This window comes from Pseudomonas sp. 18058 (assembly GCF_902706155.1).
Lineage (GTDB): Bacteria > Pseudomonadota > Gammaproteobacteria > Pseudomonadales > Pseudomonadaceae > Aquipseudomonas > Aquipseudomonas rustica.
Map to the genome: position 1 here is coordinate 87,819 of NZ_CACSJY010000003.1, position 22,431 is coordinate 110,249.

Genomic DNA, 22,431 nt, shown 5'->3' on the forward strand with positions numbered 1-22,431 from the left:
ACAGCCAGGCAGGCAATGAAAAAATCATATAGCTGGCTAATGTTTCTATCCAATATATTGTTCGACCTGTTTGATAGCTTTTACGACCTAATGGGGTTTTCATGGAATTGCGTCATCTGCGCTACTTCATCGCCGTCGCCGAAGAACTGCATTTCGGCCGCGCTGCACAGGTGTTGGGCATCTCGCAGCCGCCGCTGAGCCAACAGATTCAGGCGCTGGAACAGGAAGTCGGCGCGCGGCTGTTCGAACGTACCAATCGTCGGGTCGAACTGAGCGAGGCCGGGAGATTGTTTCTCGAAGAGGCGCGGCTGGTGCTGGCGCAGGTCGATAAGGCAGCGGATGTTGCCCGACGTGCACAACTCGGTGAACTGGGCGAATTGAAGATTGGCTTCACCTCGTCGGCACCGTTCAACTCGACGATTCCGCAGGCGATATTTTCCTTTCGGCAGCGTTTTCCGGCAGTGCACCTGAACCTGCGCGAGATGAGCAGCACGATGGTTGCCGATGCGTTGGTCGATGAGTCGATTGAAGTCGGCATCATGCGCCCGCTTGGATTGCCGGATTCGCTGAGCGTGGTCGAGTTGATGCGCGAACCGTTGGTCGCGGTGCTCAGCTCGAAACATCCGCTGGCGCAGGGCTCGGAGGAGGGCTTGTTTCTCGCGGCGTTGGCGCATGAGCCATTCGTGTTCTTTCCGCGTAGTTACGGCAGTGGTCTATATGCGCAGTTATTGAGCCTGGCGCGTGACGCGGGGTTCAGCCCGCACTTTGCGCAGGAGGCGGGGGAGGCGATGACCATCATCGGCCTGGTGGCGGCGGGGTTGGGCGTGTCGGTGATGCCGGCGTCGTACCAGCGCATGCGTATTGATGGCGTGGTCTATCGGCCGTTGCTCGATCCGGAAGCGGTGACGGCGGTGTGGCTGGTGCAGCGCAAGGATCAGAAGTCGCCGATGGCCAAGGCGTTTGTTGAACTGCTGACGCGTAAGGTTGAGCCATTGAATGTGTGATGGCTGCCGGCCTCTTCGCGAGCAAGCTCTGCTCCTACAGATTTTGTAGGAGCAAGGCTTGCCTGCGATGGCGTCCGCTCAAACACCAGATTTGTCAGGGCAACCGCACCAAATCCCCCTTCAACGCCACCCGCGTCACAAAAATCCCCGCCCGACACTCATAAGTATTCAAATCCTTGCGCACATGCTCGTCGTAATAACTGACGATATTGGTCACCGCATTCGCCCCGACCCGCTTGGCATCGGCCTGCAGCTTGATCAGATTCGACTGCAACACCCACTCGCAGGAATCGTGATCACTCTTGTTGAAACCGTTGGTGCTCAAATCACTGACCACACCCCGGCGCAGCAACTGCTGAGTGCCCTGCGGCCCATTACCGACCAGATAAAACTTCACACTGCCATCCAGCCGCCCGGCGCGAATCGCATCCGAAAGCACGGTTTCGAACGGCATGTACATGAGGTTGGTGGCATGGCTGGCGCTGGGCAGCAGGCCGAAAAGCGCGGCGGCGATCATGGCTTTCACTTGCATGGTCATCTCCTTGACGATGAAAGAGAACCGCGAGTGCTCGACCGACCGGGCCCGCCGTTCTGGCAGGCGCGATGCGAAGGCCTGCGAGAACGAGTGTAGATGCTGAAAGAAATATTTGTGGTTAGGGGACAAGCTGGTGCGTGATTCCTGGACTACAGAGAGTCAGTGTTTTGCCTACAGAAATTCAGGAAACAGCTGTCTTGAGCTAATAGCTGAGCGCCGCTAGTTTGTCAGGTGTCAGTAATCATCCAAAAGTAGCCATGACTGAAGAATTCAAAAATTGGGACTCTGCCGATTATTTGCTGACGGATGAGGACTTTGAGGCTTATCTGGAAGTCTGTTTGGAAGAGGCCGGCGGCGATGCTGCGATTATTGTTAAAGCGTATGAAACGATTGAGCGCGCGCGTCGAAGACTTCAGCCACTAAGTGTTCCCTTTGGGGCTTGTGAGACTCTGAGGAATTCTGGTCAACCAGCCATCTCAGAGCCAGACAGGGAGTCGACCTGTTTGTGAAAGTGCACCCCTGTGGCGAGGGGATTTATCCCCGATCGGCGGCGCAGCCGTCGTAAAACCAGTGAATTCGGTACGTCTGATGCTCCGAGTTCTCAGTTTTGGGGCCGCTACGCGACCCATCGGGGATAAATCCCCTCGCCACAGGAATGCAGCCATTCAGCCACTGAGCCACTCAGTCAGTCGACGTGAGCAAGGTCACCCCTCAACGCCACGCTCGACACCACCATCCCCGCTCGGCACTGAAACTTCTCGGTGTCTTTGTACAGATCCCGCTGATCCACGCTGGCGATGTTGATCACCGCGTTGGCGTCGGCTTTTTTCGCGGCGTTCTGCAGGGTGGCCAGTGCCGATTGCAGGGCCCAGAAGCAGGCATCTTCGTCGGATTTGTTTGAGCCGTTGGTTTTGCGGCTGCTGCTCACGGTGTCGAGTTTTCGCACTTGCTTGGGCAGGGTTTCGCCAGCGAGGTAGAACTTGACGCTGCCGTCGAGCAGGCCGGCGTCGGTGGCGCGTTTGACGCCTTCACGGAAGCTCAGGTAGGTCGGTTCGTCAGCGCCTTGTTTGATGATGCCAAGGTTGTTGACCGCTTCGATGTCCGGGTTGATCGACAGCTCTTTGAGCACGTTGTCGCGCAGCCGGTTGACCCAGCGGTTGTAGTTGCCGTGGATCTTGCCGTCCTTGGCGTCGAGGCCGTAGCTGCTGCGGTAGTCGATTTCGAACGAGGTCGGGGTAAACGGGATATCGACTTCGGCGTGATGGCGACCGCGTACGGTGATCGCCGCTTTGATCATGCCCGGGCGCACCGATTGCACCACCCACTGACGATCGTTCAGCGCGGTGACGATGGCGCGGCTCATCTGTTGCTGGGTGAAACCGAGGTTCGGCGAAAACTCTTCTTTAGCGTTGTACACCGGTTTGCTGGTGCAACCGCCGAGCACAAAGGCCAGGGCCAGCAGTGCGGCGATGCGGTGAAACTGAGTCATTCCTTCTACTCCAAACGTATTGCGGTCAGTGCCAGCGGCGGAAAATCAACGAGGTGTTGACGCCACCAAAAGCGAAATTGTTGTTCATCACAAACTCGTGGTGCATCTGGCGGAATTCGCCGCGCAGGTAATCGAGCTTGCCGCAGTGCGGATCGACCTCGTCGAGGTTGAGCGTGTGCACGTACTGGTCGCGGTTGAGCATTTCGATGCTGAACCACGACTCCAGCGCCCCGCAGGCCCCGAGCGTGTGACCGAGGAAGCTTTTCTGCGAGCTGATCGGCATGCGTTCGCCGAACAAACTGCTGGTGGCTATTGTTTCGGCAATGTCGCCCTGTTCTGTAGCCGTGCCGTGACCATTTACATAACCGATGGCGTCCGGTGTCAGCCCGGCGTCTTCCAGCGCCAGCTCCATGGCGCGGCGCATGGTCACTTGCTCGGGGCGGGTGGTGTGCTGGCCGTCGGCGTTGCTGCCGAAACCGACGATCTCGGCGTGGATGTGCGCACCGCGTGCGAGGGCGTGTTCTAGCTCCTCGAGTACCAGCATGCCGCCGCCTTCACCGATCACCAGACCGTCGCGGCCCTTGTCATACGGGCGCGGACTGGTCTGCGGTGCATCGTTTTTCAGGCTGGTGGCGTAGAGCGCGTCGAAGACCATCGCTTCGGTCGGGCAAAGTTCTTCGGCACCGCCGGCAAGCATCAGCGGCAAACGGCCAAACTTGATCGCCTCGTAGGCATAACCGATGCCCTGGCTGCCGCTGGTGCAGGCGCTGGACGTCGGGATCAGGCGCCCGGTGAGGCCGAAGAAGATGCTGATATTCGCGGCGGTGGTGTGCGGCATCATCCGCACGTAGGAGTTGGCATTGAGGCCTTCGGCGACCGAGTTGAGCAGCATGTTGCCGAACGCTTTGATCTCGTCGGTGCTGCCGGTCGACGAGCCGCAAGCGACGCCCATCCGGCCGTCTTTGATCATCGCGTCGCCGAGCAAGCCAGCATCGGCCAAGGCCTTTTCCGCTGCGCCGACTGCCAGTCGCGAAACCCGGCCCATGCTGCGCAGCTGCTTGCGCGTCCAGTGCGCCGGCACAACGAAATCATCGATTGGCCCGGCCAGACGCGTGTTGAGTTCGCTGAAGCGATCCCACTCGTCCATCCGGCGAATGCCGCTGCGGTTGGCCGCGAAATTACCGGCGATGGTCTGCCAGTCGCTGCCCAGCGAAGTGATGCCGGCCATGCCGGTGACGACGACGCGCTTCATCAGCACAAGCCTCCGTTGACCGCCAAGACCTGGCGGGTGATGTACGAGGCTTCCGCCGACATCAGGAAATTCACCGCACTGGCCACCTCTTCAGGGGTGCCCATGCGTTGCGCGGGGATCATTTTCATCAGTTCTTCCACCGGCACGTTTTCGTCGAGCATCGCCGTGTCGATCAGGCCCGGCGCGACGCAGTTAACGGTGATTTTGCGCTTGCCCAGCTCGATCGCCAACGCCTTTGCAGCGCCGATCACGCCAGCCTTGGAAGCGCTGTAATTGACCTGGCCACGGTTGCCGATCAGCCCCGACACCGAGGTGATGCAGACAATGCGACCGGCGGCGCGGCGGCGGATCATTGGCATCATCACCGGGTGCAGAACGTTGTAGAAACCGTCGAGGTTGGTGCGCAGCACCACGTCCCAATCATCGTCGCTCAGCGCCGGAAACGCGCCGTCGCGGGTCAGCCCGGCATTCAACACCACACCGTAATAGGCGCCGTGGGTTTCGACGTCAGCTTCGAGAATGGTTTTGCAGGTTTCGCGGTCGGCGACGTCGAATTGCAGGATGCGCGCCTTGCGCCCCAGCGCTTCGATTTCAGCCTGAACGCCTTGCGCCTCGGTCACGCCGCTGCGGCAATGCAAGACGATGTCGTGCCCGGCCTGCGCGAGGCGCAAGGCAATGGCGCGGCCGATGCCACGGCTGGAGCCGGTGACCAGTACGGATTCAGTCATCGTTCGACTCCTTTGTCTGTTGCAGATATTGAGTGGCTTCGGGCGGGCGAAACACGTTGAGCCGGGCGCTGGCATGAATGCCCTCGCCGTGGATATGGCATTCGAAGACGCCCATGCCGTTGTCGTCTTCCAGCGAGCGCAGGCCATGAATGGTCAGCTCGGTGCCGGCGGGAAACGCTTCGACATTGCACTCGAATTTGCGTGTGCCGAGCAAAAAACCCAGCTCCACCGGATTGCCTTTTTGTCGCGCGTGGCAACCGGCAAACGCGGCGACGCTTTGCGCCATCAGTTCGACGCCGACCCACGCCGGCAGGCTGCCGTCGGGCAGGTTGAACAGGCCTTCGGACTTGACCGTGAGGCGGGTGTAAATCTGCTCATCGTCGAAGCGCTCGATGCTGTCGATCAGAATCATGTCGCCGGCATGGGGCAGCAGTTCGGCGAGCGGCCAGTCGGTCATGGGGCGTCTCCGAGAATCAGGCTGACGTTGTTGCCGCCGAAGGCAAACGAATTGCTCATCAGGTAGCGGGGAGCAATGGACGTCAGGCGTTCGCTGGCGGTCACCCACTTCAGCGCTGGCAGCGCGGGATCGGCATGACCGTCCCAGACGTGTGGCGGCAACGCGTGATCCGGGTTGTCGGCGCTCAGGCTCAGCCAGCAAAACGCCGCTTCCAGCGCACCGGCCGCGCCGAGGGTGTGGCCGGTCATCGGTTTGGTCGACGAACAGGCGACGCCTTCGGGAAAAAGCGTGGCGACGGCCAGACTTTCCATGGCGTCGTTGTGTTGGGTGGCGGTGCCGTGCAGGTTCAGATAGCTGATTTGCGAGGTTTGCAGATGCGCGCGGTTCAGGGCTTTGTGCATCGCTTGCAGGGCGCCGCGACCGCTCGGCTCCGGCGCGGAAATATGGTGCGCATCCGAGCTGGCGCCGGCGCCGAGCAGGGCAATGGTCGGGCCGTCGAGAGCTTGTTTGCTCATGACGAACAACACCGCTGCTTCGCCGATATTGATGCCGTTGCGGTTGGCCGAGAACGGATTGCAGCGTTCGTCCGACACCGCTTCCAGCGACGAAAAACCGTTCAACGTCAGCTTGCACAAACTGTCGACGCCGCCGCACAACACCGCGTCGCACAAGCCCAGATCGAGCAGGCGCTGGGCACTCATCAAGGCGCGGGCGCTGGAGGTGCAAGCGGTGGAAATCACGTAGGCCGGGCCGCTCAGTTGCAGCCAGTCGGCGAGGAAATTCGCTGGCGCGCCGAGTTCCTGCTGACGGTAATCGTATTCCGCCGGGAACTGCTGCTCGCGAATATAGTGCGCCAGGCCACGGCTGGCCTCGTCGATGCCCGAGGTGCTGGTGCCGAGCACCACACCGATGCGGTCGCGGCCGTAAGTCTGGATCGCTTGATCGATGTCATCGCGAATCTGCAGTGCCGCTTCCAGCAACAACTGATTGTTGCGGCTGCTTTGATCGGCGAGTGCTAGCGGTATCGGCGCCAGTTCACCGTGTACGGCGGCCACCGGCAATTCACGCTCCGCCACCCAGCCGGATTCGCGGCGCATACCCGAGCAGTCGCCGGCGAACAGGTTGCGCGCGACTTCGGCCTTGTCGCGGCCCAGCGCGCAAATCACGCCGAGGGCATTCAGGTAAGCGGTCATGGCGTCGAGTCACCGAGCGGAGAAACGCGATAGTGCGGGCCTTGGGGCAGGTTCAATTCGAAGCTCAACGGTTGTGAATAACGGATGTCCCAGCGCGCTGGCAAGGAACGTTGCCCGGTCTGCTGTTGGGCAGAAGGGTAATTGCGCAACAGCTCGGCGGACGGGGTCAGGGCGAACAATAGCGCGGCGAACAGCTCGCGGGCCTCCGGGTTCGGCGGCAGCAGACCATCGGCCTGCCAGCGACCGTCGATCAATTGCTGACGCGCCTGAGGAATACCCAGCGGATCCATCATCGACCAGCGAATACCCGGGCCTTCGCGCTGGATAACCAGCAGCCAGTCCTGGCGTTGCTCGGCTTGCTGGCGTTCGATGTGCAGTTGCAACGGCAGCGGCAACGTCGGGTTGCCCGCCGGCAGCGGCGCCTGGCTGGCGCAGGCACTTAACAGAAATATTGCGCCGACCATCACCATCCGCAGCACTGCGGAAACTGTAGGAGTGAGCCTGCTCGCGATAGCGGTCATACATTCAAAATAAAGGTTAGCTGACCCACCGCTATCGCGAGCAGGCTCACTCCTACAGGTAATGGGGTACATCAGGAAGCCTCTGCCAATGGCTTACGCGCGACAACGTTCACCAACGTTTCCTCTCGCTGCCCAAAAGGTTTCGGTTTGAGCACCCCAAACCGCTCCAGCAAGCCAAAATCCTTCGACCGGCTCCACCACAAATACGGGTACGACACATTGCGCTCGGCAAACTCAAACCCTTGCCCGCGAATCATCTCCAAATACTGCGCCGCACTCTTCTGCACATGCATCGGATGGCGGAACAGCCAGCGAATCACCCAGGTATCAATGTAAGCCTCGGTGGATTCGGCAAACAGCAGATAACCGCCCGGTTTCAACACGCGATAAAACTCGGCCAGCGCTTTTTCCTGTTCAACCAGATGATGAAAGGTCTGATGACAGAGCAGCAGATCAACACTCGCGTCCGGCACATTCAGCGTCGCGCAATCGCTGCCGATCAGCTCAACATCGAGGCCCAGACGCGTAGCCTCTTCGCCGCTCAACTCCAGGCTGTGCGGATCGGCGTCAACACCGATCAAACGCTGTGGGGCGAAGGTCTGGCGCAGGTGGCCGAACGACTTGCCCTGACCGCAACCGGCGTCGAGCAGCACCGGATGCTCCGGCAGCGCTTCGCTGAACAGTCCGCGCAAATCATTGATCGCCACGCGCAACACGTGGTGCTGCCAGGTGTGGCTGCGCAGGAACCAGAAACCGAAGCGGGTTTCCTCGACGTAGCTGTCGCTCAAGTAATTCATGTGGCGTCCTTTGCACAGAGTTCGGAAATCATCTTCAAGCGGCGGCGGGCTTCGCTGACGAACGGGTTACGTTCGTCCCAGGCGTAACCGGCGAGGATCGAGCTGATCATGCGGCGGATGTCGGCCTGGCTGTCTTCATAAAAAATCACGTCCTGAAAGGTGCCGGCGTACCAGCCCTCGACGTAGCAGCGGAACGTGTCGACGCCGCGTTTCAGCGGTTCGGCGAACTCGCGTTGCCAGTCGACCGCTTCACCTTGCAACTGACGGTGCAGCACGGCGGCGGCCATGCTCGCCGAACGCATGGCGATGGTCACGCCGGAAGAGAACACCGGGTCGAGAAATTCGGCGGCGTTGCCGAGCAAGGCAAAACCCGGCCCGTGCAGGGTTTTCACGTTCGCCGCGTAGCCGCCGAGGGTGCGCGCCGGGGTGTCCCAGACAGCGTTGTTCAGCACGCCGGCAAGGCTCCGGGTTTCAGCGATGAAGCTGCGCAGGCAGGCATCGAGATCGGCGTCACGGCCCTTGAAGTGTGCTTCGGCCGCGACCACGCCCACCGAGCAGCGGCCGTTGCTGAACGGGATCGTCCAGAACCAGACATCGCGATGTTCGGGATGGGTGGTGACGAGGATTTTTTCGCGGTCGAAGGTCGGGTTGTCGATGTGATCTTCGACGTGGGTAAACACCGCTTGGCGCACCGGAAAATTCGACGGTGCTTCCAGATCCAGCAGTCGCGAAAGCACACGGCCGTAGCCGCTGGCATCTAGGACGAAATCCGCTTCGACGCGGTATTCACGGCCGTCCTCGCGACGCACGTCGAGTTGCGGTTTCGGCCGGTCGAAATCGACACTGACGATGGCATCGCCGTAACGGATTTCCACACCTTGCAGCGCGGCTTGGTCGGCCAGCAGTTTATCGAAGTCGGCACGCTGCACCTGGAACGTGGTGGGCTTGCCGTCGGTAAAGGTGTCGCCGAAATCGAAGGCGCTGTAGCGCGCGCCCCACGCGAAAGCAGCACCGTTTTTACGCTGAAATCCGGCGGCATTTACTGCGTCGAGCATGCCCGCTTCTTCGACAAAATCGAGGCAATGGCACAGCAGGCTTTCGCCGATGGAGAAACGCGGAAAGTGCTGGCGTTCGATCACCAGCACATCGTGGCCCTGGCGTTTGAGCAGGGCGGCAGCGATGGCGCCGGACGGGCCGGCGCCGATGATCACGACCTGACGGGATTCCATTTCAACGATTGGCACGTGAACTCCGGGGCAGGTGGTTTTTGATGTCCAGCGGTGCACGGTGCAGGCCGATCAGCGCCGGCAGCAGCGTCGCCATCAGGCCCATCAGCATCAGCGCGAAGTACAGCGCCGGGGTGATGAGCTGTTGTTGCAAGAGCAAATTGAGAAAGACGATCTCGCTCAGGCCGCGAATGTTCAGCAGTACGCTTTCACGCCAGCGGCTGGCGCCTTCGAACGAGGCGCCGGCCCAGCCGAGGCCGAGCCAGTTGCCGAGCAGTTTACTGGCAATCGGCAACAGCAGCAGCGCCGCCCATTGCAGCGGGCCGAGGCTGGCGAGGGCGCTGTGCACGTCGATCTGCACGATGCCGAAGGTGAGGATCAGCGGGATCGCGATCCACGTCTGCAAACGGTTCATCCAGCGCGCCGGCAACGGCAGCACCAACGGGATTTTCAGCGCGGCCATGCACAGCAAATAACCGATGCCGAAAATCAGCGCGTTGAGTTTGTAATGCTCGGCCATCACCAGCAGGGCGAAGAAACCGAGGCTGTAGGTCAACGGTCGGCGCACGCCGAACAGGCGCAGCACCAACGGCACACAAGCGAGCCCCAGCGGCAGCAACAGGCTGCTCAAGTGCAGGCTGCCTTGGGCGAGGCCGAACAGCGTCCAGCAAGTCAGATCGATGAGGATCGCGGTTTGCACCAGACGCCGGGTGGCGGCGCGCGGGTAATCGATGTGGCGCAAGTACAGGTACAGCACCGGAATCGCGGTAATTGCGAACACCAGGCCGATCGCCAGCGAGTTGAGCCACGGTTGCGCCGGCAGCAACCAATAAGCCGCCGCCAGTCCGCAGACGAATGGCACGAGAAAACTCGGCAGGGCGATTTTCACGCTCTGCCGATCCAGTTTCAGATCGATCACATCACTGAGGATGTGCCCGAGCAGCAAGGCAAAACTCAGGCTGTAGAGGTTTTTCAGCCACTCCGGCGCGATCAGTTCCGCACCGCTCAGTTGCCAGCCCGGTTCGATCCAGAAGTACATCAGCAGCGGCAGGCCGAAGCTCGCCAGCAGCAACTGGCTGACAATCGGGATCAGGCCGAAATATCGACCGACACGGGTCGCGACGGCGAACAGCGCCAAGGCCAGCAGCCAAAAGCCGGCGACCATCACGCTGCCGACTCCGCGACGGTTGCCGTGTGGGCGTGACGCCCGGCCCACGGTGCGAGCATGAAACTGAAGGCCAACCCAAGGCTGACCGACAAACCGAAATTGCTCACCGCCGGTGTGCTGGAAACCGCGAGCAAACCAAACGACAGCCATGTCGTCAGCGCCGCCAGCAACGTGCCGAGCAGGCTCACCGCGGCGCCGCCAACCTGTTCACGCATAAGGATCGCGTAATCGACGCTGATCGCCGTCACCAGCAGCAGGCCAAACAGGCTGAACAGGGTCAGCGGCTGACCGAGCCAGCCCAGACTGGCCAGACTGCACAGCGCCGCGAGCAAGGGCAGGGCGACGATGCGCAGCGCACCGCCGAGGCCGAACGGCAGCATCAGCACCAGCACGATCAACGCGCAGGAGGCGAGTTTCAGCTCCGCGGCGCTGATCTGCGTGGCGGCGAAAACGTCGTTCAATTCACCGAGGCGATCGACCAGTTGCACCCCCGGCAGATCCAGCGCCTGCACGCGCAACAGTGCCGGATTGTTCAGGCCTTGCAGGCTGGTCATCGCCGCCACGCCGTCTTCGGTCGGGCCGAGCCAGAGCGTGCGATAAGGTTCGCCGAGCGGGCCGGCAAGGGCGGTGTCGATATCTTCCGCTGGCACGGTTTGCAGCTGTTGCAGCTCGCTTTGCAGCGCAGCGAGCGGCACGCCGAGGTCGAGCAGCGGCTGCCAGTATTGCGGCAGTTGGTTCAGCGCCTGACGGACTTTTTCCTGCTCGCTCGGCGGGCTGACCAGTTGATCGAGGGCCAGATAGCCTTGCAGCTTGTCGAGGTTGACCAGTTGTTCCAGGCGCTCGCTCAGCGCTGCCTGACGCTCGAGCAATTGCTGCTGATTGGCGGCGCGTACGAGGAAAAACTGGCTGGTCGGCTGGTAACCGGTGATGCGCGCGATGGTCTGCGCCTCATCGGTCAGACGCTGCGGCGCGCCGACCCATTGGCGAATGTCGTTCTTGCTTTGTAGCTGCACCAGACCGCCAACACAGAAGGCGATCAACAGCGCCAACAGCACTGGCGTGCGCACGCGTTCGAGGAGTTTTTCCCGCAGCGTGATCAAGCGCTCGGCGAGCGTCAGCGGCCACTGCGCCGGGCGTAACTCGAGGTTGTTGAGCAGCGCCGGCAGCAGGCACACCGCTGACAGATAAGCGCCGAGCAACCCGGCCGCAGAGAACACGGCGATTTGCGTCAGCGCCGGGAACGGCGTCCACGCCAGCGCCAGATAACCGATGGCGCTGGTGATCAGGCTCAAGGTCAGCCCGGACAGGGTCAGGCGCAAGGCCGGCCAACTGCGCCACGGCTTCAGGCTCCAGCTCTTCGACAGGTAGTGCAGCGGATAATCCACCGCCACGCCGATCAGACTGGAGCCGAGCACCAACGTCATCACGTGCATATGGCCGAACAGCGCCACGCACGCGACAGCCCCGAAAAGCATGCCGACCAACACCGGCACAAATGCCAGCAGCACACGCCAGCGCCGAAACGCCAGCAGCAGCAACAGCAGAATGCCGACCGTTGCACCGCCGCCAACCCAGGTCATTTCGCGCGTCGCTTGCTGCTGACCGTTGGCCGCGTAAAGCAGACCGCTGGCGGCCAGTAATTGCACGTCATTTTTCGCCGCTTGTTCACGGCTGTGCTGCAGCAGATCCGCCACTTTCAGCGGCAGGTTCATGTCGAAAGCGTCGGCAGTGGTGCGCGCGCGCAGCAGCACCCAGCTCTTGCCGTCGGCATCGGCAATCAACGCGCCGCTGCCGATGTCGAGTTGCACCGAACCGTGTTGCGGCTGGCTGTTCTGGATACGCCCGGTCAGGCCCAGCCAATCGTCCGGACTCGGTACCAGGCTGAAACCGCTGAACGGATCGAACAGCGCCTGCACCCGCTGATGAATAAATACATCGGGATGTTCGGTGAGCAGTTGCTGATCGTCCGCCGAGAGCATCGCCAGGCGACCTTGCAGCAATTGCGTGCGCAGCGCCGGCAGATCCGCTTGCAGGTTCCACTGCACTTTCTCGAACAGACCGCTGGCCTGCCATTGCTCGCCGAGCTTCTGCGCCATGTTGACCGCTTGCTGGCGATCGGCGTGGCCGACCAGCACCAGCATTTCGCGATTCAGCGGTTCCTGCATGCGCTGTTCGGCGCGCAGTTCGAGGGCGTCCGGGTTAGTGCCGGGCACCAGCTCCATCAGGTTTGCCGACAGCGGCGCACCGTCGCGCCACTGCCAACCGGCCAGCGCAACAACAGCGAGCAGCAGCATCAGAAACAGCCAGGGCAGCCTGCGTTCACTCGGCAAAGTCATGTTGCTCCGTGTCGCTCAGCGGTTGGGCGGCGCTGCTGTCCTGCATGCGCAGCACGGTGCTGTCGCCCTGGCTTTCCAGCAGTTCGATGGTTTGCACCAAGGCGCCGCCGTCGATGTTGATTTGTTTGAACACTTGCTTGAGCAGCAGCGAACGCGGGGTCAGTGACAGTTTCCACTGCTGCGCGTCGCCGCTCAGGGCCAGTTCGAAATCCCGTTGCAGGCCGCTGCTGTCACCTTGCAGCACCGCGAGAAACAGCCGGTTCTGATCGGCGCCGGCGCTCTTGTTTGGCAGCATTTGCCAGCCATTGTCGTCGCGGCGAGCGATGCCGTTGGCGGTGATGCGATAGTCCTGTTGCAACGGGGTTTTCAGCAGCCAGAGCAGGCCGTGATTCTTCGCCAGCACAAAACTGCCCTTGCTGATCAGCGGTTGCGGCAGGGCGCGCAGGTGTTTTTCCTGAATGAACTGGCCGTGGATCACGTCCGGTTTCGCCAGTTGTGCGCTGAGTTGTTGCAGGTCGAAGGCGTTGGCCAGTGCCGACATGGTCAGCAGCGCCAGAACGCTCAGGGTTTTCACAAAAACATTCATCGCAGCATCCTTTCCACGGCGTCGGTGAAGACTTTCGGTGAGGCCAGCTGCATTTCGCGGCTGCTGACTTCGACGGCGACCTGCACCGAGCTGGCGCGAGTCAGGCGTTCGCCGCTGTGCAGGTCGGTGATCAGGTAATTGATCTTCAGACGGTTTTCCCATTCGACCAGACTGGCGCGCACATTCAGGCGCTGCCCAAACACCGCGCCGCGCACGTAGCGCAATTGCAGGTCGATGATCGGCCAGGCGTAACCGGACTCGACCATGTGCGTGTAGTTGTGGCCGATTTTGTCCAGTAGCGCGCAGCGCGCCACTTCCAGATACTTGACGTAATGCCCGTGCCAAACCACGTGCATGGTGTCGACGTCAAAAAACGGCACAAGGATTTCGGTGTCCGCGTGAAGCACTCCGGCGCTACGCATGCAGCCTCCAGTGTTGTGCGGCGATGCGTTGCAGGCACAGGCGCAGTTCGCCTTCCAGCGCACGATCCTCAATGACCGGCGGGAAGTCTTTGGCCAACTCTTCGTGCATTGCCGCCAGCGACGGTGGCAGCGATCGTGCGTCTTCGGCCTGAGCGCGCAACCACACGCCTTGATTGGCGGCGAGTAGAGTGGCGGCGGCGACTTGTTCGGTCAGCTCCAGCACGCGAATCGCATCGCGGGCGGCGATGGTGCCCATGCTCACTTTGTCTTGGTTGTGGCACTCGGTGGAGCGCGAGAACACGCTGGCCGGCATGGTGTTTTTCAGCGCTTCGGCGGTCCAGGCGCTGGTGCCGATCTGCACAGCCTTGAAGCCATGGTTGAGCATCGCGCGATCCGCCGGAGCGCCCGACAAGTTGCTCGGCAAACCATGGTTGTAGCGTTCGTCGACCAACAGCGCGAGTTGCCGGTCGAGCAGGTCGGCGACGTTGGCCACCAGGTTTTTCAGGCTGTCCATGGCGAACGCGATGTGGCCGCCGTAGAAGTGCCCGCCGTGCAAAACGCGCTCGGCTTCGGCGTCGATGATCGGGTTGTCGTTGGCGCTGTTCAGTTCGATTTCAATGAACGACCGCAGCCAGTTCAGGCTGTCGGCCAACACGCCGAGCACGTGCGGGGCGCAGCGCAGCGAGTAGCGATCCTGCAAGCGATGCAGTGGCGCGGTCGGTGCGTCGATCGCCAGATCCTTGCGCAGCCACGCGGCAACCTGCATTTGCCCCGGATGCGGTTTGGCGGCGAACAGACGTTCGTCGAAATGCTCAGGATTGCCTTGCAGCGCGACGACGTTGAGCGCGGTGATGCGTGTGGCCAGTTGCAGCAGATAATCGGCGCGGGCGAACGCCAGACAAGCGAGGCCGGTCATCACGGCGGTGCCGTTCATCAGCGCCAAGGCTTCTTTCGGGCGCAGCACCAAAGGTGTCCAGCCGAGTTCGCGATGCACATCGGCAGCCTGACGGCGTTCGCCACGGAACATCACTTCACGCTCGCCGGAAAGTGTCGCGGCAACGTAGGACAGCGGGGTCAGATCGCCGCTGGCGCCGACCGAACCTTCTTCAGGAATCAGCGGCAGAATGTCGTATTCGAGAAACGCGTGCAGACGCTCGAGCAGTTCCACGCGCACCCCGGAAACGCCGTGGCACAACGACTGCAAACGCGCCGCCAACACCGCGCGGGTTGCTTGCGCGTCGAGCAGTTTGCCGAGGCCGCAACCGTGGAACGTGTAGAGATGACGCGGCAACGCTTCGACGTGATGCAGCGGCACCGCGACCACGCAGGAATCACCGTAGCCGGTGGTCACGCCGTAAATCACGCCTTCCTTGTCCAGCAGCGAATCGAGGAACCGCGCGCCTTTGGCGATGCGCTCGCGATACTCAGGGTCGCTCTGCAACTGCACGGGCGCCTGACGATTGGCCAAGGCCAGCACGTCTTCGATGCGCAAAGGGCGTTCGCCGAAGGTTACCGGCTCATGGGTTGGCGTCGTCATCGGTCTTCCAGAAAGGGTAAAAGTTGAACCATTGGCGCGGTGCTTCGAGGCAATAGTGACTCAGGCGCTGGGCATAGCGGGTGGCCCACTGATGAATGACCTGCTCGCGCTCGCTGCGCTTCCAGGTTACCGCGTCGGCGAACGGTTCGAGGGTCAGGCGATAGTGGCCGTCCGCTTGTTTCAGGCACATCAGCAGATTGACCGGGCATTTCAGCAGGCCGGCCAGCAGCCACGGACCTTGCGGAAACGGCGCCGGGTGACCGAGAAAATCCACGGTCACGCTGCGCCCGCCGTGCAGCGGCACGCGGTCGCCGGCAATCGCCAGCCACTCGCCGCGCTCAAGACGTTCGTGCAGTTGCAGCATGATCACCGGGTCGAGTTCGCTGACCTGAATCAGGCGCAGATTGGTCGCTCCAGCCTCGCCCAGCAAACGGTTGAATTGCTCGGCGTGCTTGGTGTGCACCAGCACGTTCATGGTGACCTTTTCGCCGATCTCCGCCAGCGCGCGGCAGACTTCGAGATTGCCCAGATGCGCGCCGACCAGCAGTTGCCCGCGTGTGCCGCGCAACTGATTACGCAGCAGCGCCGGGTCGATGATTTCGATCTGTTCAATGCTGAGCTTGCCGTTCCACACGTCGAGTTTGTCGAGCATGGAGTCGGCGAACGCCATGAACTGACTGAACACGCGCCAGTGGCTTGGGCGCAAGTCATCGCGCTGGCTCCACTCGGCCAGACGTTGCTGGAATTGCCAGGCACTGCGCCGCGCGGTGCGACCGAACAGGAAAAAGTACAAAACGATGCCGTAGAGCAACGGGCTGAGCAGGCGTCGACCGAGGACTTTGGCGGCGAACGCGGTGAATTTCATCAGCAGGAAACTGCCGCGTTCTTCGCGGTCGGCCCAGTGCTTCTTGTCGGTTTCGCCGGTCATGCGCGCCACCGTCGCCAGAGGATCACGGGAAAGCGCAGCAACATGCCGAAGAACAGCCGTGTGTGCATGCTCGAAATCAGCGCGTTGTCGTGGAACAGGCGGAAGTGCGACACGCCGTCCAGCGGGTAATGCACGCTGGTTTGCAGCCAGCGCATCGGCTGATTCCGCCACGCCAGGCGGACGAGGATGTCCGAGTCGAAATCCATGCGTTTGCCGACTTTTCTTGAGTCGATCACCGCCAGCGTCGGGGTCAGCGGATAGACGCGAAAGCCGCACATCGAGTCGCGGATTTGCAGCGACAGCGTATTGATCCACACCATGACGTGGGTCAGGTAGCGCGCGTACAACCGGCCCTTGGGCACGCTGTCGTCGAACAGCGGATAGCCGCAGATCATGGCGTTGGGATGTGCGCGGGATTCTTCAACGAAGCGGGCGACGTCGTGCAAGTCGTGCTGGCCATCGGCGTCGACCTGCAAGGCATGGGTGAAACCCAGCAGCGCGGCTTCACGCAGACCGGTCATCACCGCACCGCCCTTGCCTTGGTTGGCGGTCAGGCGCACCAGATGCACGTTGTCGCGTTCGGCCAGAGCATCGAGGACTTTTGCGCAGGAGGGCTTGCTGGCGTCGTCGACCAGAATGCATGGCAGATCTTGCGCAAGCAGAGCATCGACCACGGTGCCTATCGCAGATTCGTGGTTATAAACCGGGATCACGGCGCAAGGGTTATGCATAACAGTTCTCCATTGGAAAACCGCGATCCCTGTAGGAGCGAGCCTGCTCGCGATTGAGTGCGCAGCACTCACCAAAGTCAATCATGCTCTACACCCAAAAGAATCCGCCCACTGGAGCACGTCGCCGTGTCATTGCGATAAGCGAAATACACCTTGCTGCGCTCCGGATCAAAGCGCAAGTGCAGCTGAATTTCATCCCCCGGCCGCACCAGTTGCTGGAACTTCAGCACTTCCATCCCGGCAAACGGCCCGCTCAGATTCAGCAACTGCCGCCCAAGGTTCAGTGCCCATTCCACCTGAACCACGCCCGGCAACACCGGTGCCTTGGGGAAGTGACCACTGAAATAAGCCAGATCCAGCGGCACGCTCAGTTGCAAACTCCATTCACCCTCAATCTCGACCTGCGACAGCACTTCCGGCGCTTTCGGACGCGGCGCCATCAACAGTGCTTCAACCTCGGCCTGGGGCTGTTTGCCCTGGCTGTTCAGCGGCAATTGCCGCACCAACCGCCAGCGTCGCGGCAGGGCCAGAGCTTCACAGTGTTGGCGCAAATGCTGGCGCAAAGTTTCGGTGAGACTGCGGCGGCCATGTTCACGCAACGCAAACAACCCCGAATCGCTGAGCACCAGCAAGGCCCCAAGGGACGCGCGGTTTTCCTGCACCACGCCAAGCCGCGCTTCGGCAACCCAGTCGTGAGCGACCAAGGCCTGTTCCAGCATCGGCAGAGAGATGCGTTTTTCTTCGAGTTTAACGATGCGATCCAGCCGTCCCAACAACTCGAAACGACCATCGGCAGCAATGCGCGCCGCGTCGGCGGTGTGTTCGACATGGCCGGCAGGCAGATAAGGCGAAGCGATCAACAGCGCGCCCTCTCTGTCTTGACTCAATTGGACACCGGCGAACGGTTGCCACAGTTGTTCACCCTGACGCCAGGCAATGCCGCCGGTTTCCGAGCTGCCGAGGATTTCCGTCGGCCATTGCTGCAAGCGTTTTTGCAGACTTTGCGCAGCCTCAAGCGGCAACGCGCCACCCGAGGAAAATACCCGCCGCACCGTGCTCAATGCAGGCCAATCAAGGTTGTCGCCCATGCGTTTGAGCAGCGCCGGGCTCGCGACCCAGGCGAAGGTCGGTTGTTCGCGGCTGGCGCGCTGCATGTCTTCCGGGAAGGCCAGTTGCTTGCGCACAAACGGGCGCCCGGCGCACAGCGGCCACAACACGCGAAACAGCAAACCATAGATGTGTTGAGTGGCGACGCTGCCGATGATGCAGGCTTCAGCAAGCTCCGCGCCCCACAGTTGCTCCAGCGCTTCAACTTCATTGGCCAGTTGGCGCAGGGTTTTGTCGATACGCTTGGGTTCGCCGCTGGAGCCGGAAGTACACAGGCTCAGCTGACATTGATCGAGATCCAGCGCCGCAGCGGGCAATGCCCGCTGCTGAAAGTCAGTCAGGTGCGCGTCTTCGGCGTGATCGGTCAGCCACAGATCGACTTCGCTCGACCAGCGCTGGCGAGTTTGCGGTTGCAAGTCCGACGGCAACAACACGCTGACGCCGGCGCGCCACGCTCCGAGCAGGGCGATGGCGAGATCGGCGGCGTCTTCCAGGTGCACGGCGAGGCGCTTAACGCCCTGCGCTTGCAGGCCGGCGGCAACGCTCAGCGCCTGTTCGCACAGTTGCGCGTGATCGAGTGCCGGCGCAGCGCAAATCGCCCGCGCCGGCAGGGCCTTGAGCAACAACTGCTCAAGTTTTATCCAGTTCATGTACGGCCTCTTACCCGTTGTCGTATTAGCCATTCAATGGCAAACATCAGGCCGATCAATCCGTAGGAGATCAGGCCGGTGTACAACATCCACCAATTCAGCGGCGCCCACAGGGTCAGGAGGGCGGCGCACAAACCGTTGCAAAAGAAAAACACGCTCCAGGCCACGGTGACCTTGCGTGTGTAGCGAATTGCGATGTCTGGCAGCTCTGGTTCACGCAACCGCGCCAGTCGCTCGACCATCGGCGGCCCGTATTTCAGGCTCAGGCTGAACAGCACCAGCATGAAACCGCTGATCAGCACCGGGTACCAACGCAGCAACAGCGGACTGTCGAACAGCGCCAGCAACAGGCAGAACACGATCGCCACGCAAGCCATCCACAGGCTGCCGGGTTTGCGCTCGCCGGTCAGGGCGCGCGCGAGCCACAAGCCGCCCAATAGCAGACCGAACTGCCACGGGGCGAAGTGCTCCATGCCGAAATACACCGCAAAGGGGTACAGCAGACCGGCCAGCAGCAGGCCCAGGCCGATCAATCGGCTCATGCGGCCGGTTGAACCAGACGGTAAACCGCCTCGACCACGTCACCGACGGTGCGCACGGTCTTGAACTCTTCGGCGGCGATTTTCTTGCCGGTCTGGCGTTTGATGTGATCGATCAGATCGACCGCGTCGATGCTATCGATTTCCAGATCCTGATACAGGTTGGAATCCAGGCTCACGCGGGCCGGATCCAGTTCGAACAGCTCGACCAAGGCATCGCGCAGGGTGTTGAAAATGTCGTCACGAGTTTGCATGGTCCGGTCTCAAGCTGCCTGTTTTGCCGTGACGAAGGCCGCAAGGCTCGCCACGTTGGTGAAATGGTTACGGGTGTCTTTGGCGTCGGCGTCGATTTTGATGCCGTACTTTTTCTGGATCGCCAGACCCAATTCCAGCGCGTCGACGGAATCCAGGCCCAGGCCTTCACCGAACAGCGTTTGTTCGTCACCGATGTCGTCGGCGCTGATGTCTTCGAGGCCGAGGGCATCGATGATCAGCAGTTTGATGTCACGCACCAGGCAAGGGGTGTTCAGTTCGCTCATCTTCGGCGAGCTCCTTGATAAAGTAAGAATGCAAATAATCGTTGAGCTTGCGCGAGGCTTGCGGGGCGGGCCCCTGCGCGGCGAAGGTCTGTGGATCTATATCGGCCCCGACCCGAAAACTGAAGTGCACACGACGGCGCGGGATGCGATACCACGGCTCGGCTTTGGTCAGGGTGGTCGGGTTGACCTTGATGATCACGGGTGTGAGGATTTTCGCACCGCGCAGGGCAATGGCTGCGGCGCCCCGATGAAAGGCAGGCGGCTGGCCCGGCTGAGTGCGGGTGCCTTCGGGGAAAATGATCAGGCTCTGGCCGCTTTGCAATGATTCTGCGGCGGCGTCGAGCATGTCCATGCTGCCGTCATTACTGATGTATTCGGTACGGCGCAGCGGGCCACGGGTGAAGGGGTTTTCCCACAGGCTTTTCTTCACCACGCAATTGGCCTGGCGCACCAGGCCGATCAGAAACACCACGTCGATCAGCGACGGATGGTTGGCGATGATCATTTGCCCCGGTCGGCCGAGGCGTTCGGCGCCTTGAATGTCGTAGGTCAGCACGCCGGTGCGGGCCATGAACTGCACAAAAAACCAGAACAGCCGACTGACCATCTGCCGCGCACGCTGGCGATGAACCAGCGCGTCGCCGGGCAGGCAGCCGAGAATCGGGAATACCACCAGGCGCAGGCACAGCCCGCCGAGCCCGAACAGGGCGAAGCTTGCGGCGGTGGCCAGCAACCGCCAGTAATAGGCGTCGCGGTTTTTCTCGGTCACGGGTTGCGTTGCCAGGTCCATACACGATTTTTCCAGGCATGTTGGCAAAGGGTTTGCTGGCCGAGCAGGGTACGCAACAGATTGAGCGCGTGGGGCCAGTCCGATTTGGACAGTGCTTGCGGGGTGCTGTTCAGGGTCAGCCGCCAGTCGGTACCGGGGGTGAGCAGCAGGCCGAGCGCGTAAGGGAACGGCACGTCATCGATCCACTGCGAATAGGCTTGCGGCGGTTGTTCCTCGGTGATCACCAGCAACACGGCCGGGGCGCCTTCATTCAGCAGTGCCGCCGCTTCGAGCATGCCGTGTTCGAGGCCGTCGCCCGCTGCGGCAAGGGCGGTCATTTCGCTGGTTTCGCCGCGCATGATCGACCACAGACCGATGATCGCGTTGTGCACTGACAGGCTGAACTGGGTGGGGGATAGCGGCTGGTCGGTGGCCAGATCGCTGAGAATTTCGTACGTTCGCGGGGTTTCGCCGTGGCGCGAGACAAATACCAACGGCAGGTTTTCCCGCCCGTCGGCGAGTGGCCAGCCAACGCTGAACGCCATCCGCGCCAGTCGACTGAGACGGCGCCGCTGCATGGCCGGTAAAAACGACACATCGGGCGCGGCATCACTGCTCTGAAGCACGACCGGTTGTCGGCTCCAGGCCTGCCAGGCGTCCACGCTGTCGAGCCCGGGAGCCCACGCGCGCCATTGGGCGATGTTGAAGTTGATCACGGACATTCATCCCGCCCCTGCGGGCTTTTGTTGACGCATTTAGCCACCAAAGCCGCAGCGGACTTGGCGTGGCGCTTGGCGCCGGGTGGCGCGCATTATCCCGGTGCGACGGGCGTGTAGCAAATGCTGGTTACATTTTGCGCAATGAAATGTACTGGCTGGTTCGCGGTAAAACTGTCATTTGGCCATTATCCAGATTGGCGCGGGCCTGTCTGTCGGGGATCTCGTCAATCGTCGGCAGTTTTTACTGAGACTGCAGACGGAAGTTTGCACCTGACTGTGTAGTCCATGTCCGATGAGGTAGCGAAGCGAGGCCGCGCGCATCTACACTCGGTCATTCTTTGATACACGGAGGTTTTGTCATGCGGCGCGTGGTGTTCAATCAGAAAGGTGGTGTAGGCAAATCCAGCATTGCCTGCAATCTGGCGGCGGTCAGTGCCAGCGAGGGTTATCGCACGTTGTTGGTGGATCTCGATGCCCAGGCCAACTCCACTCAGTATCTGACCGGGCTTACCGGCGACGACATCCCGATGGGCATTGCCGATTTCTTCAAGCAGACGCTGTCTTCCGGGCCGTTCTCGAAGAAAAACCAGGCGGATATCTACGAAACCCCGTTCGACAACCTGCACATCATCACCGCCACCGCCGAACTGGCCGACTTGCAGCCCAAACTTGAGGCCAAGCACAAGATCAACAAGCTGCGTAAGTTGCTTGATGAGCTGTCCGAGGATTACGACCGGATCTACCTCGATACGCCGCCGGCGCTGAACTTTTACGCGGTATCAGCGCTGATTGCCGCTGATCGTGTGCTGATTCCCTTCGATTGCGACAGTTTCTCGCGTCAGGCCTTGTATGGGCTGATCGCGGAAATCGAAGAGTTGAAAGAGGATCACAACGAAGGTCTGGAAGTTGAAGGCATCGTGGTCAACCAGTTCCAGGCCCGGGCCAGCCTGCCGCAGCAGATTCTCGATGAGTTGATTGCCGAGGGATTGCCGGTGCTGCCGGTGTACCTGACCAGCTCGGTGCGCATGCGCGAATCCCATCAGGCCAGCACGCCGCTGATCCACCTCGATCCGCGACACAAACTGACCCAGCAATTTGTCGAACTGCACAACCTGATCGAAGGGCACTGATCTTTCAAACAATCCACAAATCCCCTGTGGGAGCGAGCCTGCTCGCGAAGAGGTCGGTACTTTCAACA

25 protein-coding genes are annotated in these 22,431 nt (G+C 61.3%); 3 read left to right on the top strand and 22 right to left on the bottom strand.

Annotation, left to right across the window (positions count from 1 at the left end; all coding sequences use genetic code 11):
• Positions 1 to 101 precede the first annotated feature (101 nt).
• On the top strand, positions 102 to 1,004 hold the full coding sequence (locus GVL50_RS02625; RefSeq protein WP_159811640.1) for a LysR family transcriptional regulator: 903 nt from the start codon (positions 102 to 104) through the stop codon (positions 1,002 to 1,004).
• 94 nt (positions 1,005 to 1,098) lie between these two features.
• Here the strand turns inward: GVL50_RS02625 and GVL50_RS02630 are convergent, their stop codons facing one another.
• Positions 1,099 to 1,536 (bottom strand): excinuclease, encoded by a 438-nt coding sequence (locus tag GVL50_RS02630; RefSeq protein ID WP_159811641.1) that lies wholly within the window; start codon positions 1,534 to 1,536, stop codon positions 1,099 to 1,101.
• 260 nt (positions 1,537 to 1,796) lie between these two features.
• Between GVL50_RS02630 and GVL50_RS28715 the strand changes: the two genes are divergently transcribed.
• Positions 1,797 to 2,048, top strand: a complete 252-nt coding sequence (locus tag GVL50_RS28715; protein WP_178124146.1) for a DNA-binding protein — start codon at positions 1,797 to 1,799, stop codon at positions 2,046 to 2,048.
• 176 nt (positions 2,049 to 2,224) lie between these two features.
• Here GVL50_RS28715 and GVL50_RS02640 read toward each other — a convergent pair whose 3' ends face one another.
• The 21 genes from GVL50_RS02640 to GVL50_RS02740 form a co-directional block, all read right to left on the bottom strand.
• The gene (locus GVL50_RS02640; protein ID WP_159811642.1) at positions 2,225 to 3,028 is read right to left on the bottom strand and encodes a hypothetical protein; all 804 of its coding nucleotides are present in this window, start codon (positions 3,026 to 3,028) and stop codon (positions 2,225 to 2,227) included.
• Between the two features lie 25 nt (positions 3,029 to 3,053).
• The gene (locus GVL50_RS02645; protein ID WP_159811643.1) at positions 3,054 to 4,280 is read right to left on the bottom strand and encodes a beta-ketoacyl-ACP synthase; all 1,227 of its coding nucleotides are present in this window, start codon (positions 4,278 to 4,280) and stop codon (positions 3,054 to 3,056) included.
• A complete protein-coding gene (fabG, locus tag GVL50_RS02650; protein ID WP_034152945.1) occupies positions 4,280 to 5,008 on the bottom strand; it encodes a 3-oxoacyl-ACP reductase FabG in 729 nt (242 codons plus the stop codon). The genes GVL50_RS02645 and fabG overlap by 1 nt, the downstream gene beginning before the upstream one ends.
• Positions 5,001 to 5,465 carry a hotdog family protein gene (locus tag GVL50_RS02655; RefSeq protein ID WP_159811644.1) on the bottom strand — a complete coding sequence of 155 codons (465 nt, stop codon included), beginning with the start codon at positions 5,463 to 5,465 and terminating at the stop codon, positions 5,001 to 5,003. Before GVL50_RS02655 ends, fabG begins: the two co-directional genes overlap by 8 nt.
• Positions 5,462 to 6,658: a beta-ketoacyl-[acyl-carrier-protein] synthase family protein gene (locus GVL50_RS02660; RefSeq protein ID WP_159811645.1), complete on the bottom strand. Its 1,197-nt coding sequence runs from the start codon at positions 6,656 to 6,658 to the stop codon at positions 5,462 to 5,464. Before GVL50_RS02660 ends, GVL50_RS02655 begins: the two co-directional genes overlap by 4 nt.
• Positions 6,655 to 7,251, bottom strand: a complete 597-nt coding sequence (locus GVL50_RS02665) for a hypothetical protein (RefSeq protein WP_256671811.1) — start codon at positions 7,249 to 7,251, stop codon at positions 6,655 to 6,657. Before GVL50_RS02665 ends, GVL50_RS02660 begins: the two co-directional genes overlap by 4 nt.
• On the bottom strand, positions 7,251 to 7,976 hold the full coding sequence (locus GVL50_RS02670; protein ID WP_159811647.1) for a class I SAM-dependent methyltransferase: 726 nt from the start codon (positions 7,974 to 7,976) through the stop codon (positions 7,251 to 7,253). The genes GVL50_RS02665 and GVL50_RS02670 overlap by 1 nt, the downstream gene beginning before the upstream one ends.
• Complete coding sequence (locus GVL50_RS02675; protein ID WP_159811648.1) at positions 7,973 to 9,220, bottom strand: NAD(P)/FAD-dependent oxidoreductase; 1,248 nt, start codon at positions 9,218 to 9,220, stop codon at positions 7,973 to 7,975. Before GVL50_RS02675 ends, GVL50_RS02670 begins: the two co-directional genes overlap by 4 nt.
• Entirely contained in the window at positions 9,207 to 10,370 is a 1,164-nt protein-coding gene (locus GVL50_RS02680) for a sodium:proton antiporter (RefSeq protein ID WP_159811649.1), read from the bottom strand. The genes GVL50_RS02675 and GVL50_RS02680 overlap by 14 nt, the downstream gene beginning before the upstream one ends.
• The gene (locus tag GVL50_RS02685; protein WP_159811650.1) at positions 10,367 to 12,706 is read right to left on the bottom strand and encodes an MMPL family transporter; all 2,340 of its coding nucleotides are present in this window, start codon (positions 12,704 to 12,706) and stop codon (positions 10,367 to 10,369) included. Before GVL50_RS02685 ends, GVL50_RS02680 begins: the two co-directional genes overlap by 4 nt.
• A complete protein-coding gene (locus GVL50_RS02690; protein WP_159811651.1) occupies positions 12,690 to 13,292 on the bottom strand; it encodes an outer membrane lipoprotein carrier protein LolA in 603 nt (200 codons plus the stop codon). The genes GVL50_RS02685 and GVL50_RS02690 overlap by 17 nt, the downstream gene beginning before the upstream one ends.
• A complete protein-coding gene (locus tag GVL50_RS02695; RefSeq protein WP_141127285.1) occupies positions 13,289 to 13,714 on the bottom strand; it encodes a thioesterase family protein in 426 nt (141 codons plus the stop codon). Before GVL50_RS02695 ends, GVL50_RS02690 begins: the two co-directional genes overlap by 4 nt.
• Positions 13,707 to 15,251 carry a histidine ammonia-lyase gene (gene hutH, locus GVL50_RS02700; protein ID WP_159811652.1) on the bottom strand — a complete coding sequence of 515 codons (1,545 nt, stop codon included), beginning with the start codon at positions 15,249 to 15,251 and terminating at the stop codon, positions 13,707 to 13,709. The genes GVL50_RS02695 and hutH overlap by 8 nt, the downstream gene beginning before the upstream one ends.
• Entirely contained in the window at positions 15,232 to 16,179 is a 948-nt protein-coding gene (locus GVL50_RS02705; protein ID WP_053116682.1) for a glycosyl transferase, read from the bottom strand. Before GVL50_RS02705 ends, hutH begins: the two co-directional genes overlap by 20 nt.
• A complete protein-coding gene (locus tag GVL50_RS02710; RefSeq protein WP_053116683.1) occupies positions 16,176 to 16,910 on the bottom strand; it encodes a glycosyltransferase family 2 protein in 735 nt (244 codons plus the stop codon). Before GVL50_RS02710 ends, GVL50_RS02705 begins: the two co-directional genes overlap by 4 nt.
• Positions 16,911 to 16,987: 77 nt before the next feature.
• Positions 16,988 to 18,667 (bottom strand): acyl-CoA synthetase family protein, encoded by a 1,680-nt coding sequence (locus GVL50_RS02715; protein ID WP_159811653.1) that lies wholly within the window; start codon positions 18,665 to 18,667, stop codon positions 16,988 to 16,990.
• The gene (locus GVL50_RS02720; RefSeq protein ID WP_159811654.1) at positions 18,664 to 19,209 is read right to left on the bottom strand and encodes a hypothetical protein; all 546 of its coding nucleotides are present in this window, start codon (positions 19,207 to 19,209) and stop codon (positions 18,664 to 18,666) included. The genes GVL50_RS02715 and GVL50_RS02720 overlap by 4 nt, the downstream gene beginning before the upstream one ends.
• Positions 19,206 to 19,460: an acyl carrier protein gene (locus tag GVL50_RS02725; RefSeq protein ID WP_053116686.1), complete on the bottom strand. Its 255-nt coding sequence runs from the start codon at positions 19,458 to 19,460 to the stop codon at positions 19,206 to 19,208. The genes GVL50_RS02720 and GVL50_RS02725 overlap by 4 nt, the downstream gene beginning before the upstream one ends.
• Before the next feature lie 9 nt (positions 19,461 to 19,469).
• Positions 19,470 to 19,745, bottom strand: coding sequence for a phosphopantetheine-binding protein (locus GVL50_RS02730; RefSeq protein WP_159811655.1), 276 nt, complete (start codon positions 19,743 to 19,745; stop codon positions 19,470 to 19,472).
• A complete protein-coding gene (locus GVL50_RS02735) occupies positions 19,711 to 20,535 on the bottom strand; it encodes a 1-acyl-sn-glycerol-3-phosphate acyltransferase (RefSeq protein ID WP_159811656.1) in 825 nt (274 codons plus the stop codon). The genes GVL50_RS02730 and GVL50_RS02735 overlap by 35 nt, the downstream gene beginning before the upstream one ends.
• The gene (locus tag GVL50_RS02740; protein ID WP_053116689.1) at positions 20,511 to 21,236 is read right to left on the bottom strand and encodes a beta-ketoacyl synthase chain length factor; all 726 of its coding nucleotides are present in this window, start codon (positions 21,234 to 21,236) and stop codon (positions 20,511 to 20,513) included. The genes GVL50_RS02735 and GVL50_RS02740 overlap by 25 nt, the downstream gene beginning before the upstream one ends.
• Before the next feature lie 356 nt (positions 21,237 to 21,592).
• Between GVL50_RS02740 and GVL50_RS02745 the strand changes: the two genes are divergently transcribed.
• Positions 21,593 to 22,363 carry a ParA family protein gene (locus tag GVL50_RS02745; RefSeq protein WP_053116690.1) on the top strand — a complete coding sequence of 257 codons (771 nt, stop codon included), beginning with the start codon at positions 21,593 to 21,595 and terminating at the stop codon, positions 22,361 to 22,363.
• Positions 22,364 to 22,431 lie beyond the last annotated feature (68 nt).